Origin of the sequence: Nocardia sp. NPDC050412 (assembly GCF_044458825.1) — a bacterium.
In the GTDB taxonomy this organism is placed as follows: domain Bacteria; phylum Actinomycetota; class Actinomycetes; order Mycobacteriales; family Mycobacteriaceae; genus Nocardia.
The window spans coordinates 1-18456 of record NZ_JBITIJ010000028.1; the positions used below are offsets into that span (position 1 = coordinate 1).

The window sequence follows — 18456 nt, forward strand, 5'->3', positions numbered from 1 at the left end:
GGATCTCCGGAAGCGTGATCGACCGCGGTGGCCACGCCTTTGCGGAAGGTGCGAGGGGTCACCCAGGCGAATTCGCTGCCGCGTGCGGCGCGCCAGATGCGGCCGAAGTTGTTGGGGTTGCGCACCGACCCGTTGCGCGCAGGAAACAACAGCCGGTCAGGGTTGGGGCAATCGGTGACCTCGAGGTCCTTGATCGCCTCGCGCACGGCTTCGACGGTGTGCTCGGGCAATAGGATCCGCCGCCATCCGTTGTCGGACTTCGGTGCGGGTTTTCGCACCCAGCCGCCCGCACCGGCACCCTTGACTTCCACTAGGGTGCCAGTGACATCGAGGTAGGGGTCGCTGGCATCGAGGTCTATGTCATCGAGCAGTAGCGCGAACACCTCGTGCGGGCGCATCCCGGTTCCGGTGATCACATCCACCACTCAGACCACCGTCCAATCCCGCGCCGGTCCGCGCGTATAGGCGGGTGTGCCGGGGATGGCCTCACCGCGTGCCCACGCCCGTACCTGGGCTCGGAACTGCGGCAGCGCGGTGTGGTCTTGTACCTTGGCCTCGGGCCGGGTTCCGACGGCGCACGAAGGCGCCGACCCCATCCACAGGGTTTGTCTCCAGTGCGCCGTGACGGACTGCGATCTGCATCATTGCCCGCAGAATGATCTTGTGCTGCTTGGCCTTCCGTCGCAGCCCGAGCGCGACCAGCCGTTTGAGGTGCCGGTCGATCTCCCCGGAAGTGGCCTGCCATACCTGCAGGTTCCCGACCGAGTTCTCGATCTTGATCGTTGCCCGGTTGGCGCGGCGATCCCTGGACACATAGACCTCGCGGCGATAATCCTCGATGTTGCCCTCGGTGTAGGCGTCGTCGTTGCTCAGCTCGAGCAGTAGTTCCGCGGCCAGGTCGATCAGCTTGGTTGTTCGGGTGATCCGTCCGTAGCCGATCTGTTCCCGATGATCTCGCATCGCCTCGGCCAGGCGATTGCGCGCTTCGTCGCGACGAACACCGATCCTGTCAGCCAGCCCCGGGCCAGCCATCTCCAACACTTACAGGCGATTCAATCGCAATGCTGCGTGCCGCTCTGATTGCTGCGGGCTTGAATGTCGTCGTCGTGGCGCCATCTGCCAATCAGAGTGGAATATCCCGGGCAGCAACCTACAAGAACCCCATCCGCGCAGCATTGATCGAGTCCGAGGGGGGCAAGGTGTACTCGGTTGCGGGCACGCCAGTCGATTGTGTGCGTATAGCCCTGGGCGGCGGTTTGGTGGCGGATGCCGACCTGGTGATTTCAGGCATCAACCATGGTGCCAATGTTGGTGACGACATCTACAATTCGGGCACTGTAGGGGCTGCAGTCGAGGCGGCGCTGTTCGACGTGGCTGCCATGGCGGTGTCGCAGCAGTCTCTTGTCGATCATTTCAACATCCTCGACCCCGTCGGGGTACCCACAGTCGGGTTCGAGCAGTCCGCTCGCTATGGTGTCGCAGTCGCTCGCGCGCTACTCGACAAGTCGGCGGCGACACGCACGGTCGTGAACGTCAACGTCCCGGCGGTGGTGCCATCGGGTATCGCTGTCACCCGGCTGGGAAAGCGCTTCTACCAACGCAATTCGCTCGAGCCGCTGGGGGAGCACGGCCCGTCGACCTACTATCTGGTGTACGGCAGCTCCGAGGGACAGGCGGCGCCCTTCGAGACAGCTGGCGGTACCGACTTCGCCGCGCTGCAGGAGGGGCTCGTCAGCGTTAGCCCGGTCGATTACGAACACGGTCTGGACGCGTCGTTCGAACTCGCCGATTGGGCCCAGGGCCTCGTTGGGCGTGCCGAAGAACATTTGGCGCTCTAGCCTCGATCGGTCACGGCAATTCCGGTGCTCCGCACCGGAATTGAAGAAAGGCGCCCCTACCTGCGACAATTCGACTTGTCTAGGATCGAATCGCAGGAACAGGAAGCACCTTTCTGGTGGCCAAGTCTACGTTGTCGTACCCGTCGCTGAAAGTTGACGGGCAAGGAACCGGTCTCGTCTCTCACGCCGGCACCACCGCACTGCTGGCCGTCGCCGAGAAAACAGGCCTCGAACCTGAGTTAGGACATTTGGCTTAGTGTGTCGGTCCCGCCGTCGATGGCGGCGAGTATTTCGGCTCGAGCTGCGGGAATGTCGGGTGGGAACGTTTGGCTGGTGCCGTTGATCGTGATCGTCGCCGACCGCAACGGCCGCAGTTGCTTGACCGCGTTCGCGATGGACAGGCCCGTGAGGGCCTGGACCCGGCGGGCGACCGCGAGCGCGGTGAACACGATGGTCAGGTGGGCCTCGATCGCATCCCGGGTCCGGTGGAACATCGGCCGCGCCTGCAGATCAGTCTTCGACATGCGAAAAGACTGCTCCACATGCCAAAGCTCGTGATATTTCGCCATCACTTCCGCGGCCGGCATCACCCCGACCGCGACGTTGGTGACGTAGCCTTTCAACCCGACCAGCGACCGCGCCCGCTGCAACGCCTTGTCGTCGAGAGCCCGGTCCTTGCCTGCGATTTTCACGAATCGCGTTGCCTTCACAGCCTTGTCGCCGGCGACCACGGCCCGGGCTTTGGCTTCCTGGGCGTTGAGCGTGATCGTGTCGCGTTTCGCCCGGGCCGCCGAGTAGTGCCAGATAGCCCGCCAAGCCCGCGTGTTGTCGGGGGACCAGACCGGTTCGGCACGTTTCTTGCGGTCGTTGACGTGGGTGTTGGAATGGCGCGGGGAGACAGTGTCGATGATCTGCCGGTCGTGGAAAAGGTCTCCGTGCCAATGGAAATGCGACGCCAGATCACCGGGCGCCTTCAGGGTGCGTGAGCCGACGATGAACGACATCCCGGCCGTGTCGAGCTCGGTCAGGTTGCCCACCGACAGCCTCCCGGCGTCGGCGGCGATCACCATCGGGGTATCGGCGAGGCCGTGGCGGGTGCGGAATGCCTCGATCACCGGCAAGATCGTGGTCGTTTCGGCTCGGTTCCCCTCGAAACAGGCGATCTCGAGGGGAAACCCGAACCTGTCCACCAGCAACCCGACCACGATCTGCGGATCAACCCGCCGCTCCTTCGAGTACCCCACTTTCCGCAGGCCGTCTTCTTTCTCGGCCTCGAAATACAGGGTCGTCACGTCGTAGAGCAGCAGACCCAACCCGCCACTGCCAGCGGCGTGGGCCAAGCACTTCCCGGCGATCAGGTCCCGATACCCGCCAGTCTGGACCTTGGCAAGGCGGCGTTGAATTGTCTTGTAGGACACCGGATCTGCACCCAGATCCGTCAAGACTCTCGCGGCGTCGGCTTTCGAGGTCGGCTCGACGATCCGGGCGATCACCAAGTCCGCCGAACACCGGATCGCTGACGACACCGAACCCGAGCCCATCGAACACCAAACCCAACGCGTCATACAGCAGTCTGGAACTGGTCCCGGTTGTCCGCCCCGACTCGACGCAAGCGACCGGTGATTTCGGGCGCGGTCCCAGCATGCCGGCCGTCCAGTCCGCGACCTCGTCGATCCGCGCGACCGGCGTCGGGACCTCGAAGTCCAGGGTCTGCTGACCAGCAGCGATGATGTCTTCCGCGCGCGCCAGCAGAACACCGAGCTCGGCGTCGGTATGCGCCGAACCGAGGTGCTGCACAACCACATCGCGGCCACCGGACCGGCGCCCGAGCTGGACCGCCACCGCACCCGACGCCGTCCGCACTTTCCGCACGAACACGGAGGCGACCTTACCCGGTTAGTGTGTCAACCAGCACCCACCAGGAAGAGAATCAGCAGGTCACGCGATCGCCGACCCAAATTCTCGAGAAAGGTGTCCCAACTCAGGAGCAGCTCTTCGGGGGTGTAGTCGGCCATCGCCTGAAACAGCACCGCGCGGTCTTCGGCACCGATCGCCTCGCCCCGACCGGTACGCGACTTCACCGGGGCGGCAAGCGATTCCCGCGCACCGGCCTGGTATTTACGCCACCACGTACCCACCGACCGCTGCGAAACACCGAACATCTCGGCGGCCTCGCGGTAGCCGCTCACCCACCCCGACTCCAGCGCAGCCACCACCCGCAACCGCACCACCTCCTGCGCCGCAGGCGACAACCGCCGCAGGTCCACATCACTCACACACCCTCAACGACCAAGGCAACCAAGAAGTTTCGGTTCAATATTTAAATAACTGCTTGTAGCCGACCGCGATGTCCTCGGCCGACAGCTTCGGATCTGAGCAGCTCAGCAGGTTTCTGCCTTGATCTCGGCTGGTCGCCGCGCAGCTTCCCAGCCGGTGTGACGCGCAGTAACCGCGCCAGGCCGGGCATGCCGGAGATCTTCCCGCGCAGCTCCTCGCGTTCGAAGTCGGTCAGCGAATCCGAGCTGGCGATCAGTTCATCCAGCTGGGCAACGAAGCGTTCGCCGGTGAGCCGGTCGCGATCGGCGGCTTCGGGGTTGTGGCAGATCACGAACCGTTCCGGCACCGAGACACGGACTTCCTCGACCCGCATGTTCTCGGTGATCTCCAGGTAGCGGCCCTGGCGCGCGGTTCCGTCAGGGGCCGAGCAGATCGTCCCGATGGGCCGAGAGCCATTCCCGAACGCTCGTGGGCCGGCGTCCGATCGTCCGTTCGACGAAGTCGTTGCGCGCCCATACGACTTCGTTGTCCTGCTCGTACTGGAAGAATTCCCACAGATAAGCGAGTCGGACTTCCCCCATTGCGGCATACTCTGCAAAGAATCCGGCCCTGCTTCCGTCATAGGTGATCGGCTCACACCAGACTTCGGACATCAATTCGGCAACCTCACCGAACCGGAGGATATCCTGTCCGTTATTCATCGTGTGGAATTGTCCGATGTGGCGCTGATTGTCCGACAGGAACAGGCGTGCGGCCACTTCGGCTATGTCGGATGGATCGATATAAGGGATCAGCCGATCGGGCCATACGAGCGTCCGTCGATCGCGCAATCCGTTCGCCATCCACCGGAAATTGTCGATGAATGTGGCGCCGCTGTTGAGGAAGGTGACCGGAAGGCCGCTGTCGCTGAGCACCGCCTTTGCGATCGGGTGCTGGATCGGCAGGCCCAATCCGTGATCGCGCAGGGATCGCGGGATGCGACGCGGGTCAGCTTCCGGCTGCATCCCGACCAGGCGTATCACATGCGGGCTGACACGGGACGATCGGCATGCCTCGACGAGACTCGTCATCGCCGGCCCTTCGTCCGTACCGCTCGGCGTCAGGACGAAAATTCCCTCTATGTCGCGCACCGCCGCCTCGAGCGATGCGGGATCGGTATAGTCCGCCTGCACGACCTCGGCTCGCGGGAACTGCGCCTGAAGCGTGGCAGCCCTTGCCGTATCGCTCGAGGCGAGGCGCAGGCGGATCATCGGTGCCTCCCGCGCCATGAAGCGGGCGAGCGGCCCGCCGATATGGCCGCTCGCGCCGAAGATCAGGACGCTGCTGGGGACCGGCTTGCGATTGTAGGACACCTATTCTCCTCTACTCGACTTTCGAACATGATCAGCGGCCTCCGGCCCACCTCGGCGCCGGCCTTGCCGCGCGGAAGTCGAGCACGTTGGGTCCGCGCAACTGTGCGCAGCACTGATCCCCTTGCACGCCAGGTGCTTTCGGAGAAATATCGGAATACGGTCCCGACGAAAGGCGACGTCGACGATCCTTCTGATCCTCGCGCTCCGGCTGCAGACCCGCAACATCACCGGCCCACCCGGCTTTCGAGCACTGGCCGACCCGCTGATCGCTCCCGCCATCACCCTGATCCATGCCGACCCCGGGCATTCCTGGTCGGTCGCTTCGCTCGCGTCGGCCTGCGGCCTGTCACGATCGGCCTTCGCCGCCCGGTTCGCCGAGGTGGTCGGCGAAACCCCGCACTCCTATCTCATCCGATGGCGAATGGCGACCGCCGCGAAACTCCTCGCCACGACCGACATGGCCGTCGCCCGTGTCGCGGCTACTGTCGGGTACATCAGCGAGGCTGCCTTCCGACGCGCTTTCGCCGATCATCTCGGTAGTACCCCACGCGAATATCACAAACGTCACCGGTGAGCAGCCTGGCCGCCGATGCTTTGCACCGGTGGTCCGCCCGCCCATCGATGATGTCCAGTGGTCGGCGACAGCCCGAAGCTCGCTACTGTCCAGCACCGAACTCTGCGCCGGACCCGATGTCGCCGGCGAGCATGGTGAGCGCGGCCTCATGAGTCTCCCGCCTGTGGCGCGCGAGGATCCGCAGGCACAGGGCCCGGTCTCGAGCAGCGAGTGCGTCAATGAGCTGATCGTGTTCATCGGTGGCGATCGCGGCATCCGTGGTGGCTACGTGCAGCAGGCGGTACGGCTCGGACATGGTCCAAAACTTCTCCGCCTCAGCGAGATACACCCCCATCGGTGACAGCCGGAAGATCTCGCGGTGCAGGGCCCCGTTGAGCCGGTTGACCGCCGAGATATCACGCGCCACTGCGGCCATGGCGATCTCGCGGTTGATGCCCCGCAACAGCGCCACCTCGTCGTCGGTGGGCCAGCGAACCGTCCGGATCAGCTCCGTCTCCAGGAACGCGAGCATATTGCCGATCTGACCGAGCTCCTCGGCGTTCAGCCTCGTGACGAAATAGCCCTGGTGCGGCCGATGTACCAACAAGCCTTCTGTTGTGAGCACCCGGAGCGCTTCCCGCAGCGGCACCCGGCTGATCCCCAGCACGCGTGCCATTTCCTCCTGGCGGATCTGCTGCCCCGGAAGGAGGGCGCGATTGATGATCATGTCCCGTAACCGGTTGATCACGCTCGCGACGCTCCGGTTCTCGACACTGGACGCGGACGCGATCGTAACCACCTTCCTCGGCGTGCCCGGCCCCTGCTCGCTGTGCGTCACCGCTCGCACTATAGCAGCGGTAGGCTTCCCCACTGACGGACGAGAGCTCATGGCAGACCGTAGATCGCTACGGTGGTCTCGCCATCACGCAGCCGCTGGATGTACTCGGTCTCGGTTCGTTCGCGCTCGATGGACCTGGTCCTGATGTCGTCGGCACTCGCCGCCGGAATGCACACGACTCCGTCGGCGTCGGCGACGACGAGGTCGCCGAGACCGACGATGACGTCGCCCAACTGGACGGGTTCGCCCAGTTCGCCGTCGCCGCGAGGGTTCTTCGCGGTCCCACGGACGCAGAGGCGTTCAGCGAAGACAGGCCAGCCGAGCTCGATGAGCCGCCGGGAGTCGCGGACACCGCCATTGATCACCAGGCCCGCGAGCCCGCGGGCGATCGCGGCCTCGGCCAGGATCTCACCCCAGTAGCCGTACTCGAGGCCGCCACCCGTGTCGACGACCAGCACCTCACCACGGCGGGCCGCGTACACCGCGCGGTGCAGCCAGAGGTTGTCCCCCGGTGGCACCCGGACGGGAAACGCCGGTGCCTCTAGGTGCATGTCCGGTGACAACGGCTTGATCACCGACGGCAACGCACCGATACGGTCGGCCGCCTCGTGCACGGTGGCCGAAGTCAACTCGGGACCGCTCCCGCCGATCGGTGTCATGACGTCCGCCCCGTCAGGTACTGCAGGTCGTGATAGCCATGGGCACGGCGAGCTTCCCGCAGTGATGCTCCGGCCTCGACGGCCCGGCGAATGCCGTCTTCCGCGCGCTCGATCTCCTCCGCTGCCGCCAGCACCTCCTCGGCACGGGCGACGGGGATCGCCACCAATCCGTCACCGTCGCCGAGCAGCAGGTCACCCGGCTCGACGCGGACACCGCCGACGGACACCGCCACCCGAGTGGCTTCGACACGGACGCGATCCTTGCCGGTGCGCATCCAATTGCCCCGGGAGAAGAGCGGGTAGCCGAGCGTGAGGCTGCGGTCCACGTCACGGCAGACACCGTCGATAACCGTTCCGGCGACGCCCCGGCTATGGGCAGTTGCCGTCAGCAAGTCACCCCACACGGTGGCGTCGAGGCGACCCTGGTTGTCGAGCACGACGACATCGTCTGGGCCGAGGTCGTCGATATAGTCACCGACCGTGCCACGATCCTGCCCGACGGGCCCGTATCGTACCGTCCAGGCGTGCCCGACCAGCCGGAACGACCGGTCGAGGGGCACGATGCCCAGCGCCTGACCGGCGATGCCGAGGCGATCCAGTGCGTCGGAGACCGCGGAGGTCGACAATGCGGCCAACCGGGTTTTCAGCGTCTGCTCAGCGGTCCCCATCGGTCAGCTCCTCGTATCTCGTGCCCATCACGGTGGACACCGGTGTCCCCGCCTGGATCGCGGTGGCCATAGCCGACTCTGTGGCCGCGATCCGCTCCGCAGTGGCCAGCACGTCCTGCGCCCGGTCCGCCGGGACTATCACTACGCCGCCGGTATCACCGAGGACCAGGTCACCGGGGGCGACGGGTACTCCGCCAATCTCGACCGGCTCGCCCCAGGCCAGCTCGACTGCCCGCCCCCGGGCGGTGACGGGGGAAGCGGCATGCGCGAACACCGGCAATCCCACCTCGCTCGCCTCGGTCAGGTCGCGGGCCGCCCCATCGACCACTACGCCCTCGACGCCACGTACTGCGGCGGCACGTGACAACAGGCCACCCCAGCCCGCGCAGTCGATCCGCCCCTGGTGGGCAACCACGACGACCTCATCCGGGCCGGAAGCGTCGACGGCGGCGGTTCCGAGATGTCGCCGCGGCGATCCGGCGTGATGAGCGGGTGGCGGGCCCAGCAGGACGGTGACCGCCCGGCCCGCCAGGGGCCGGTCGGCGGCGAGCGACCGCACCCCGTGGACAACGCCGGTGAGACCGTGCCGGTCCAGAGCGTCGGACACGGCGCAGGTATCCAACGCGCGGAGTCGTTTCACCAGGTTGTTCATGGGCGACCCGCCACGTTCTTCAGGGCGGGGAACACCAGCCGCGCGTTGCCCTCGAATATCGCGCTGCGATCGGTGTCCGAAAGGAATCCGAAGCCCTCGATGACGGGTTTGATGTCGTCGAAGTCGCGGCCCGTGTCCGGGTTGGGGGCGCTGCCGCTGCCCGGCTTCTCGGTCCCGAACAGCACACGATCGGCACCGACGGTGCGCAACAGCAACTCCAGCGACGGTGGGTGGTGCAGCACGCTGTCGAACCAGAATCTGCGCAACGAGGTCTCGAACCGCTCCGACTCGGGGCTGCCGCCCAGCGCCGGGTGCAGGACCTCGGCCTGCCAGCGCCCGATCTGGTACGGCACGGAGCCGCCGCCATGGGAAATCATCACACGCAGCGAAGGAAAGTCGGCGAAGACTGAGCTGCGCAGCATGGACAGGATCGCGATGGATTCCTCGGTGACGAAATGCTCGCTGTATGTCTCGCGCTCGCTGTAGCAACCCGCGGAATGGATGTGCATGGGGAGGTCGCGCTCAACGAGCTTCTCGTACAACCCATACCAGTACCGGTCCCCGAGTGTCGGTGTAGTGCCACGGCCCTCGTGCAGATCGGGGTTGATCAGCACGCCGACGAAGCCCAGGTCCACCACGCGGTCGAGCTCGGCGAAGGCGACATCCACGGAGCGGTCCGGTACGAGTGGAAGCGCGCCGACTCCAGCGAACCGGTCCGGGTACAGGGCGACGGTCCGGGCGATGGTGTCGTTGTTCGCGCGGACCCACGGGTCCACCAGCCGATCCGGCTGCATCGAGCTGCCGAGATGGAAGGGGCGGGGCGACAGGAGCTGCAGGTCGGTCCCTACCGAATCCATCACGGCCACATTGCCCGCGGCCGTCTGCGCCAGCACGTCGTCGGGGATCTTGGGCTGGCCGGCATGGTAGCCGCCGTCAGCGATCAGGGCCGCTCGGTAGGCGTAGAGCCCGTCCGGGGCGACGAGATGGGCGTGTGCGTCGATGATCATAGGTGTCAGCCTTTGTTCAGCAGGGCGAGGATCTCGAGTTGGATCTGCAGCGGCTCGGCCAGGTCGATCCGCAGTGTGTGCCGGGCCGGCCTGCTCGCCTCGTCGGGAAACATCTCGATCCAGTACTTGTCGATGACAGGGCGAATTGCCTTGTCGCGCACGAAGACCGTGCACTTGGCCATGTCCTCCGGGCCGCCGCCGGCGGCCTCGAGGATTCGGCGGGCGTTCGCGAACACCAGCTGCACCTGCGCCTCGGTGTCATCCGGCACCGCTCCGGTCGCCGGGTCGAGCGGAGAGATCCCGCTGGAGGCCAGCAGATTGCCTACCATGCAGGCCTGCGGGATCGGCAGACCACCGTGATGCAGGCCGGGTACCTCGATCGAATGTCGCGCCACGTTATGTCTCTCCTTCTAGTGCCAGCTCAGAAAGCCCATGCCGCAGCCGGTTCCAGCGGCCGACCGCACGATGGGCACGTACTCGGACCAGTCGACTGCCCGGCCCTCCATGGCGCCGGCCACGGTGATCCAGTTCCGGATCTCGGAGGAACCGCTGTTGAGCAGAGCGGCCGGTAACCCGCACAGCGCCTCGCTGTCCTTGTTCGTGATCGCGTCGAGTACCCGCCGATCCAGGTCTTCGTTCACGACGAAGTGACTCATGCCACCGGAGGCGAGAACGGCGATCCGGGTATCGATCGGTGACGCCGCGGCAGCCGCACGCACAGCACGCCCGAGTTCGAAGCATCGCTTGGGGCTCGGCTGGTTGGGCGGGTAGTAGGTGTTGAGCATGAAGGGAATCACCGGAATGGGGTCCGGTTGCAGGAACTTGTGAATCGGAAAGCCGTAGGCATGACCGAAGCCGGTTCCGGGCGGCGCGGCGGCCATCCAGCCGATATCGAAGCCCTCGGTCATCAAACCCCGGACCAGATCCTCCGCCAGCGCCGCATGCCCGGCGAAGGTGAACTCGGCGTCCATCAGGTAGCTACGGGCCGCCTCCTGGAGGAATTCCGAGTCGTGGTCGTCGAGCACTCCGGTTGTCATCGTCGCGGCCGCGGAGATCGCCATGGCCGGCTGGTTGGTTTCGGTGAACAGCTCACGCTGGTCGTCGCCGACGATCAGGACGACGTCCGGGGCGACGCGGCGGAAATCCGCCCGCAACCTCTCGAGCGCCGCCTCACAACGCCGCCAGTTCTCCTCCCAGACGGCGGGTGTGCCACTGAATGCGAACCGGTCCCCGGCTGCGGCCGCGAGGTCATCGAAGCTCCGGATGACCCCCGAGGCATCGTAGAGTTCGGGGTTCGCGCGATCCTGATCTGCGCGCTCGGCCCACATATTCGGTGGCACGGCCAGCAGCGGACTGTGTGAAGTCGCCGCACCGAAAACGATTTCTGCCATGGAAATTCCTCCTGATAGGCCTCATTCGAGGACAGTGAACAAGCGCGGATCATGTGCGGACCCCACTCGAAGTGCCTCACCGGCATCGGTGATCCCGGCCAGGTCGCGACGGACTCCTACCAGGGCCGACACGGGGCGTACCAGTAGCCGCAGAGCGGCGGCCAGCTCGGTGGCGGGATCGGCGGGAACCGTCGCGACGCGCCATGCGACGTGCCGATCCGGGCGCACGAGCAGGGCCCCGTCTGGGGCGGTGCCGCGCACGGACGTCCACGCCCCCGACGGGTCGGCCAGTGCGCCGCCCACCTCGACGAGGGTGAGCCGGACCCCGTCGACGGTCTCGGCCGCACGCCGCCAAGCCGCCGCGTGCGCCACATCGACGAACAGTGTCATCCCCTCGGGCGCCACGAGATCCGATGTGGAGACTCGCTGACCATCTCGGTCCAGCCAGACATGCGGAATGTGGTGCCCCGGCCTCGCCGTCGGGTGGAACTCGGTCGCGGAATCGTGCCCAGGGGGTGGCGGCGTGCCGTCGGGGATGACAGCACCAGCCTCGTAGGCGAACCCGGCTTCGATATTGAGCTGGCCGTAGTCCTCCGCGTTATGCGCCACCGCCGACTCCGCGGCGACTCGCCGCCGCGCACCCTCAGGCGTATCGGCGGCCCATACAGCGATCTGCGCCCAGCCTTCCTCTTCCGACTGCCCCTTCACCAGGCCCAGTGCGGCGGCCACCGGCGCGTGCCGTCCCGCGTTGCGCAGCGAGTGCTCCACGTTCCGAGCCGCGACCGGCATCCGTTCGCTCTCGTAGCTGTCCAGCAGCGTCTCGTCGGCCTCACCCTTCAGGACCGCCGCGACCTTCCACGCCAGATTCGTCACGTCACCGATCGCGGTGTTCAATCCCAGGCCCCCGGTAGGGGGATGGCGGTGCGCGGCATCGCCGACCAGGAACACCGGGCCGACCCGGAAACGGTCGGCGACCACACCCTCGAACTGCCAGTGACTGATCGCGTGCACGTCGATATCCAGGTCGGGAAGGCCGAGGATGCCCCGTGCCTGCCGGAGGATCGCGTCCGTGTCGTGCGCCGTCGGGTCGCCGATGCGGTACGTCATGCTCAGCGACCATTCCGGCGACTGCGCACCCCACCGGCCCGGGCCGAGCGCCAGCAGCGCCCCGGCGAAACTCCCCTGACCGGACGGTGAGACGAAGTAGGTGAGCAGCGCCTCCGGGTCGGCGTAGGAGGAGAGGTCGGCGGCGAAGTACACGCTGACGACATCCAGGAGAGCCCGCGGCCCGGTGACCCCGACACCCAGCAGCCCCGCACACGTCCGCCCACCGTCGGCGGCGATCACGAAACGGGCGCGGACCCGGTACGAGCGGCCGCTGTCACGGTCGACGACCGTCGCCGTCGCGCCGGTGTCGTCGAGGTCCAAGCCGATGAGTTCCTGCTGCGATCGGACTTGCCCCGGCCAGGCGCGCGCAGCATGGTCGGCGAGGATCATGTCGAGCCGCAACTGGGGCAGATTCGCGAACCTCCGTGGGCTCGCGGCGGCGTAACGAGCCGCGTCCTTTCCACCGCCCCATGCCGGGACCTCGCCGACCTTGCGGCCGTGCAAGGGGCTTGGGCCGGCGAGCGAGGTGTACCAGGCGCACTTGTGCCATTGATCCTCGGGCGGCGACTCCTGGTAGACCTGCTCGGCCACTCCCACGTCATGGAATGTCTCCATCGTACGAACGTTGAGCAAGTGGGCCCGCGGAAAGTGGGCCGTGAAGGCGCGCCGCTCCACCAGTAGACCATCAATCCCGCGTCTGGCCAGCTCCAGCGCGGCCGTGAGCCCGGCCGGGCCTCCGCCGACGATCAGGACCGGGACGTCGAGGTCGGCGCCACCCTGCGCCACGGGTTGGTTCATCTGCATCCTCCGGTGACAGCTGCATATTCATAGGCAAGATTGGTAGCCAATATGCCGCCTAGAGACTATCTGCGCAAGAGGTCGACGAAAACAAATTTGCCCATCTACCCGGATAATCCGCCAGCAGAGGCGAGCCGGACCGAATCGATCAACTCTTGACTCGTCCAATTGGCTCCAATATTGTCTTCCAATATCGGTGACTTGAATCACCAGATGAGTCGGGCGGCCCCTCGGTGCGGCCCGTCCCCAACCCGAGGAGGGGTAGATGGCGATGTCGCCATTCGTACGAGACTCCCCAAACCGCGCTACGTCGCGCTGCCGAGAGATCTCGGCGCGACGATCGAGTTCCGCGGTGTCCTCCGGCACGGCATGGTCGCGACCCCTGATTCCGACGAGCCTCTCCCGCAGAGGAGGATCCGACCGAACTCTCCAGTCCGCCGCCGGAGCCGATGGCCCAGCGTGCTCGGCCGTTTCGCGTACCCGCCGGCTACCACCGGCCGAGTACGCGGTCTTCGCCGACTGATCCTCGACACCCCAGCGGCAAGATCCCGAAGAACGAACTGCGCCGACCAATACGGAATCGGCCGAGGAGTCATGATGAAAACCAGCTTCCGGATGGATGACGTACCGACACTCGACATCGACCCGTACGACCACGATGTTCTTCGTGAGCCGCACGAGTTCCATGAGCGGCTCCGTGAGGCGGGGCCGTTGGTGTGGCTTCCCCGATACGGAGTCTATGCGTGCGGCAGGTTCGACCAGGTGCACGCCGGCCTGCGGCAGTGGCAGGATCTGATATCCAGTGCAGGAGTCGGACTCGGGGACCTGAGAAGCGGTCAGTACTGGCGCACACCGAGTGTGCTGATCGAGGCCGATCCGCCCGCCCACACGCCGCGCCGCGCGGTGGTCAACAAGATCCTGTCCCAGCGAGCATTGCGGAACTTGCAGGAGGACTTCACGATAGCTGCGAACCGAATGGTCGACGAACTCCTCGAGCGTGGGACCGTCGACGCGGTAGCAGAACTGGCCGAGGCGTTCCCGCTGACCGTGTTCCCGGCAGCAGTCGGACTCGGTGAGCAGGTCCGGCCACACCTGCTCGTCTACGGCGACCTCGTCTTCAACAGCGGCGGACCCGAGAACGACCTGTTTGCCAACGCGATGGCAAAAGCACCCGAGGCCATAGCAGCCATCACACAACAAACCCGCAGGGAGACTTTGCGGCCAGGTGGGCTCGGCGCGCAGATCTGGGATGCCGTCGACCGCGGCGAGCTTCCCGAAGACGAGGCGCCCCTGCTCGTCCGCTCGCTGCTCACCGCGGGTGTTGACACGACCGTCGCAGCTATCGCGGCGGCGATCCACTGCCTGGCCACCAATCCGGAGCAGTGGCAGCTACTCAAGCAGGAGCCGACGCGCGCACGTATGGCGTTCGAGGAGGCGATCCGGTTCGAGTCACCTGTCCAAACCTTCTACCGCACAGCGGTGTCCGACACCGACATCGCCGGCGTCACAGTACCGGCTGATGCGAAGGTGCTGCTCCAACTCGCCGCGGCCAACCGCGACCCTCGCCGATTCGACCAACCGCACCGCTACGACCTGAACCGGCGAGTCTCCGGCCACGTCGGTTTCGGTATGGGCATGCACCAGTGTGTGGGGCAACACCTAGCGCGGATGGAGGGCGAGGCCGTGCTGTCGGCACTTGCGACGAAAGTCGGCGCGGTTGAACTCGCCGGGACACCGACCCGACGGCTGAACAACACCCTCCGGTCCTGGGAACGAATCCCGGTGCACCTCACGCCGGCCTGAAGTGCCGTGTGCCATCAGTTACGAATCCTCCATTCAGCCACTGGCCCGCCGCCCATATCCCGTAGCCCATGGCCCGGGCGGAGATGCCGTGACGGACCTGAACGCGCGTACCAACTCATGGTCGGACAAGTGGCCGTTCCGGTCCCTGCCCGCCGAGCTCGCCGACGTGATGCGCACCGACACGGCCTCCGCGGACTCCCCATCGTCAGCACGTTATCTCCACCTCCAGGAAGGAATCCCGATGACCAGCGACGCCGTTACCCAGGCCCGCCAGCACTCCGTGGGCGATCTGTTGCGCCGGACCGCGTCGCGTTATCCGGCCAAAGTCGCCGTCATCGACGGGGAGCGATCCATGACGTACGCGGAGTTCGACGCGAGCGTAACCCGGTGTGCGCACGCGTTGGCCGACCGCGGGCTGGGCAAGGGCGACCGATTGGCGTTGCTGTCGCACAACTGCCGGCACTACGTAGTGCTGGCCTTCGCGACCGCTCGCCTCGGCGCAGTGCTCGTGCCCATCAACTTCATGCTCGGCGCGGAGGAAGTGGCCTATATTCTGTCCCACTCCGGAGCGAGCGGCCTGGTCACCGAAGACACCCTCGCCCCGATCGCGGAGAAGGCTATCGCTGCTGCGGGCCTCACCGGCGGAATCCGTGGCTGGATCGGGTTGTCCCCGACAGCAGCGACCGGCGAGTGGGAGAACATCGATAGCTGGATCGACACCGGCGACCCGGCCCCGGTCGAAGTCCTGGTCGCCGACGACGATCCGCTGCGGCTCATGTACACCTCCGGCACCGAATCCCGGCCCAAAGGCGTCATGCTGTCCAGCCGCTCGCTGATCGCCCAGTATGTGTCCTGCGCCATCGACGGCGGGATGAGCGCCGACGACATCGAAGTGCATGCGCTGCCGATGTACCACTGTGCCCAGTTGGACTGTTTCTTCTCCGTCGACGTCTATCTCGGCGCCACCAGCATCATCCTGCCTGGGCCGGAACCGGCCGCGCTGCTGGCGACCATCGAGCGGGAAAAGGCAACAAAGCTGTTCTGCCCACCGACGGTCTGGATCTCCCTGCTACGTCATCCCGACTTCGACTCGACGGATCTGTCCAGCCTGCGCAAGGGCTACTACGGCGCCTCCCCCATGCCGGTGGAGGTACTGCGGGAGCTGCGAGAGCGCCTGCCCGAAGTTCGTCTGTGGAATTTCTACGGCCAGACGGAGATGGCGCCGGTCGCCACGATCCTTCGCCCGCATGAGCAGTTGGAGCGTGCGGGCAGTGCCGGCAAGGCCGCAATCAACGTCGAGACAATGGTCGTCGACGACGGTGGTAACCCGGTGCCGCCCGGTGAGATCGGGGAGATCGTCCACCGCAGCCCGCACGCCGCGCTCGGCTACTACCGCGACGAGGCCAGAACCGCCGAGGCCTTTCGCGGTGGCTGGTTCCACTCAGGCGATCTGGGCCTCATAACCGAGGACGGCTATCTGTCCGTTGTGGACCGTAAGAAGGACATGATCAAAACCGGCGGCGAGAACGTCGCGTCTCGCGAGGTCGAGGAGGCCATCTACCAGCTTGACGGTGTCGCCGAGGTCGCCGTTTTCGGAATCAACCACCCTCGATGGATCGAAGCCGTCACCGCGGTGATCGTCCCCAAACCCGGTAGCACACTCACCGTTGACCGGGTCGACGCCCACGCGCGCAAACTCCTGGCAGGCTACAAGCGACCGAAATACGTGGTGCTCGTGGAGCAGCTGCCCAAGAACCCCAGCGGCAAGATCCTCAAGAAAGATCTGAGGACCGCCTATGCGGGACTGGCCAAGGGCCATCATGACACCCGATAGGTTCCGCTCAACCCGAATGCCTGTGGCCGTAGCGCTGCAGGTGCTCGCGATGCGCACTGGTCAACCGCCGCACAAGGAACTTTCCCAGCCCCTGCGTAGACAACCCCGAGACCCAAACTTCATCCACAAGCGGACTCTCACCAGGTACATCCTGACGGGATCGGGGCACTACCCAGCTCTGGAATCGAACTCCACGCAGTCATACCGGTCCATGCTGGACTGGGTCGGCTCGGTACTCAGCCGCGGACGCCGCTCGCCAGTTTCGCATCGCAGCCACCAAGGAATCGCATCGTGAACACCCCCTCTCGAGCCGAGTTAGCGCTCGTCGTCGCGGATCGCCGTGAGGCCGCAAACGAGGTCGTCACGCTCATCCTCGAGCACCCCGCGCGCCGCGACCTGTCGGCATGGGCGCCAGGTGCCCACATAGACCTCGTGCTGCCTGACAAGACGACACGCCAGTACTCCCTCTGCGGCGACATCGCCGACAGGACGCACTGGCGGGTCGCCGTACTCCGAGAACCCGATGGGCGCGGCGGCTCGGCCTATATCCATGACAAGCTCGATCTCGGCGATACCGTGCGGGTACGCGGTCCGCGCAACCACTTCGCGCTCGAGCCCGCGCGCCGCTACCGGTTCATCGCCGGGGGCATCGGAATCACCCCGATCCTGCCGATGCTGGCAGCCGTGACCACTGCCGGTGTCGAGTGGACACTCACCTACGGCGGCCGCGCGCGCGAATCGATGGCGTTCCTCGACGAACTCGCCACCTATGGTGACCGCGTGACGATCCATCCCCAGGACGAGGGCGGCTTGCTCGACCTCGATGCCCTGCTCGCCGACCCGGACGAAGATACGCTCGTTTACTGTTGCGGCCCAGGATCGCTGCTCGACGCAGTCGAGCAGCGCTGCTCCACATGGCCGCGTGGAGCATTGCACGTGGAGCGGTTCACACCCAGGGAGCAGGGTGCGCCTGTTCTCTCCAGTTCCTTCGAGGTCGAACTCGCCACCACCGGGACAATTTTGACTGTCCCGCCCGACCGCTCGATCCTCGACGTCATCGAGGACGTCGGCGTCCAGGTACTCTCGTCCTGCCAGGAAGGAACGTGCGGAACGTGCGAAACCCGCGTTCTCGCAGGAACCGTCGACCACCGTGATTCCTTGCTCACCGACGAGGAGAAGGCCGCCAACGACACCATGCTCATCTGCGTCTCACGTGCCGCCTGTCCCCGACTCGTCCTCGACCTATGACACCGTGATCCCATCACGTGCTCGCCAACCCCAGCGACCCCGAGTGCGGAGATGCTGCTGCACATCGGGGCCTACGCCGGTGTGCCCGCCGCCAACGTTGCGTTCGCGATCGGGCAGCAGGTGCTGGCCGAGGACCAGCCATCCGATCCACAAGGCCGTGGTCTGTCTCACCCGATGCTCCTCGGCGTAAGCCGCCGCGGCAGCGCCCGTCCACTGCGCGCTCTGCACGCGCTGAAATCTTTGCTGCTACTACGTATTACGACGGTCCGAGCTTGCCGCTCATCGTGAGAATCTACCGAGTCGCCCCACATCTACTCCCCGCACAGTCGATGATGGCACGGTCTAGCGAGTCTCGCGGCGGTTCAGCGGGGTGGGCGGAGGAACTTCAGGGCGCCCACCCGAAAACCGCAGTTCATCCAGTTCCCATGTTC

At 65.9% G+C, this 18456-nt stretch carries 18 protein-coding genes and 2 pseudogenes; 6 read left to right on the forward strand and 14 right to left on the reverse strand.

Annotation, left to right across the window (positions count from 1 at the left end):
• Window positions 1-425 (reverse strand): annotated as a pseudogene (locus ACIBI6_RS39935) (hypothetical protein); the annotation flags it as partial.
• Window positions 426-486: 61 nt separating this feature from the next.
• Window positions 487-1032 (reverse strand): hypothetical protein, encoded by a 546-nt coding sequence (locus ACIBI6_RS39940; protein WP_396960341.1) that lies wholly within the window; start codon window positions 1030-1032, stop codon window positions 487-489.
• Window positions 1033-1061: 29 nt separating this feature from the next.
• On the opposite strand from ACIBI6_RS39940, the gene surE reads away from it, so the two are divergent.
• Window positions 1062-1838: a 5'/3'-nucleotidase SurE gene (gene surE, locus ACIBI6_RS39945; protein WP_329406681.1), complete on the forward strand. Its 777-nt coding sequence runs from the start codon at window positions 1062-1064 to the stop codon at window positions 1836-1838.
• Between the two features lie 239 nt (window positions 1839-2077).
• On the opposite strand, the pseudogene ACIBI6_RS39950 reads toward surE, so the two are convergent.
• The 4 genes and pseudogenes from ACIBI6_RS39950 to ACIBI6_RS39965 form a co-directional block, all read right to left on the reverse strand.
• Window positions 2078-3716 (reverse strand): annotated as a pseudogene (locus tag ACIBI6_RS39950) (IS1634 family transposase).
• Window positions 3717-3742: 26 nt separating this feature from the next.
• Window positions 3743-4114, reverse strand: a complete 372-nt coding sequence (locus tag ACIBI6_RS39955; RefSeq protein WP_329406684.1) for a helix-turn-helix domain-containing protein — start codon at window positions 4112-4114, stop codon at window positions 3743-3745.
• A 44-nt stretch (window positions 4115-4158) separates the two neighbouring features.
• A complete protein-coding gene (locus ACIBI6_RS39960; RefSeq protein WP_396960344.1) occupies window positions 4159-4488 on the reverse strand; it encodes a hypothetical protein in 330 nt (109 codons plus the stop codon).
• 43 nt (window positions 4489-4531) lie between these two features.
• Window positions 4532-5467, reverse strand: a complete 936-nt coding sequence (locus ACIBI6_RS39965) for an SDR family oxidoreductase (RefSeq protein WP_396960346.1) — start codon at window positions 5465-5467, stop codon at window positions 4532-4534.
• 121 nt (window positions 5468-5588) lie between these two features.
• On the opposite strand from ACIBI6_RS39965, the gene ACIBI6_RS39970 reads away from it, so the two are divergent.
• The gene (locus tag ACIBI6_RS39970; RefSeq protein WP_329406691.1) at window positions 5589-6041 is read left to right on the forward strand and encodes an AraC family transcriptional regulator; all 453 of its coding nucleotides are present in this window, start codon (window positions 5589-5591) and stop codon (window positions 6039-6041) included.
• Between the two features lie 82 nt (window positions 6042-6123).
• Here ACIBI6_RS39970 and ACIBI6_RS39975 read toward each other — a convergent pair whose 3' ends face one another.
• The 8 genes from ACIBI6_RS39975 to ACIBI6_RS40010 are packed head-to-tail and all read right to left on the reverse strand — an operon-like array spanning window position 6124 to window position 13140.
• Window positions 6124-6858, reverse strand: a complete 735-nt coding sequence (locus ACIBI6_RS39975) for a GntR family transcriptional regulator (RefSeq protein WP_364359233.1) — start codon at window positions 6856-6858, stop codon at window positions 6124-6126.
• 47 nt (window positions 6859-6905) lie between these two features.
• On the reverse strand, window positions 6906-7517 hold the full coding sequence (locus ACIBI6_RS39980) for an RraA family protein (protein ID WP_329406697.1): 612 nt from the start codon (window positions 7515-7517) through the stop codon (window positions 6906-6908).
• Window positions 7514-8185 (reverse strand): RraA family protein, encoded by a 672-nt coding sequence (locus tag ACIBI6_RS39985; protein ID WP_364359238.1) that lies wholly within the window; start codon window positions 8183-8185, stop codon window positions 7514-7516. Before ACIBI6_RS39985 ends, ACIBI6_RS39980 begins: the two co-directional genes overlap by 4 nt.
• On the reverse strand, window positions 8172-8837 hold the full coding sequence (locus ACIBI6_RS39990; RefSeq protein ID WP_364359241.1) for a 4-carboxy-4-hydroxy-2-oxoadipate aldolase/oxaloacetate decarboxylase: 666 nt from the start codon (window positions 8835-8837) through the stop codon (window positions 8172-8174). Before ACIBI6_RS39990 ends, ACIBI6_RS39985 begins: the two co-directional genes overlap by 14 nt.
• Window positions 8834-9844: an amidohydrolase family protein gene (locus ACIBI6_RS39995; protein ID WP_364359244.1), complete on the reverse strand. Its 1011-nt coding sequence runs from the start codon at window positions 9842-9844 to the stop codon at window positions 8834-8836. Before ACIBI6_RS39995 ends, ACIBI6_RS39990 begins: the two co-directional genes overlap by 4 nt.
• 5 nt (window positions 9845-9849) lie before the next feature.
• Window positions 9850-10239, reverse strand: a complete 390-nt coding sequence (locus tag ACIBI6_RS40000; RefSeq protein ID WP_329406705.1) for a RidA family protein — start codon at window positions 10237-10239, stop codon at window positions 9850-9852.
• Window positions 10240-10254: 15 nt separating this feature from the next.
• Window positions 10255-11235 carry a hypothetical protein gene (locus ACIBI6_RS40005; RefSeq protein WP_364359248.1) on the reverse strand — a complete coding sequence of 327 codons (981 nt, stop codon included), beginning with the start codon at window positions 11233-11235 and terminating at the stop codon, window positions 10255-10257.
• A gap of 21 nt (window positions 11236-11256) precedes the next feature.
• Window positions 11257-13140 (reverse strand): FAD-dependent monooxygenase, encoded by a 1884-nt coding sequence (locus ACIBI6_RS40010; protein ID WP_364359251.1) that lies wholly within the window; start codon window positions 13138-13140, stop codon window positions 11257-11259.
• 597 nt (window positions 13141-13737) lie between these two features.
• Here ACIBI6_RS40010 and ACIBI6_RS40015 point away from each other — a divergent pair.
• The 4 genes from ACIBI6_RS40015 (at window position 13738) to ACIBI6_RS40030 (ending at window position 18313) form a co-directional block, all read left to right on the forward strand.
• Entirely contained in the window at window positions 13738-14943 is a 1206-nt protein-coding gene (locus tag ACIBI6_RS40015; RefSeq protein WP_364359254.1) for a cytochrome P450, read from the forward strand.
• Between the two features lie 241 nt (window positions 14944-15184).
• Entirely contained in the window at window positions 15185-16777 is a 1593-nt protein-coding gene (locus ACIBI6_RS40020) for an acyl-CoA synthetase (RefSeq protein WP_364359257.1), read from the forward strand.
• 291 nt (window positions 16778-17068) lie between these two features.
• Entirely contained in the window at window positions 17069-18025 is a 957-nt protein-coding gene (locus tag ACIBI6_RS40025) for a PDR/VanB family oxidoreductase (protein ID WP_329406716.1), read from the forward strand.
• A gap of 51 nt (window positions 18026-18076) precedes the next feature.
• Complete coding sequence (locus ACIBI6_RS40030) at window positions 18077-18313, forward strand: hypothetical protein (RefSeq protein WP_329406719.1); 237 nt, start codon at window positions 18077-18079, stop codon at window positions 18311-18313.
• Window positions 18314-18456: the final 143 nt, after the last annotated feature.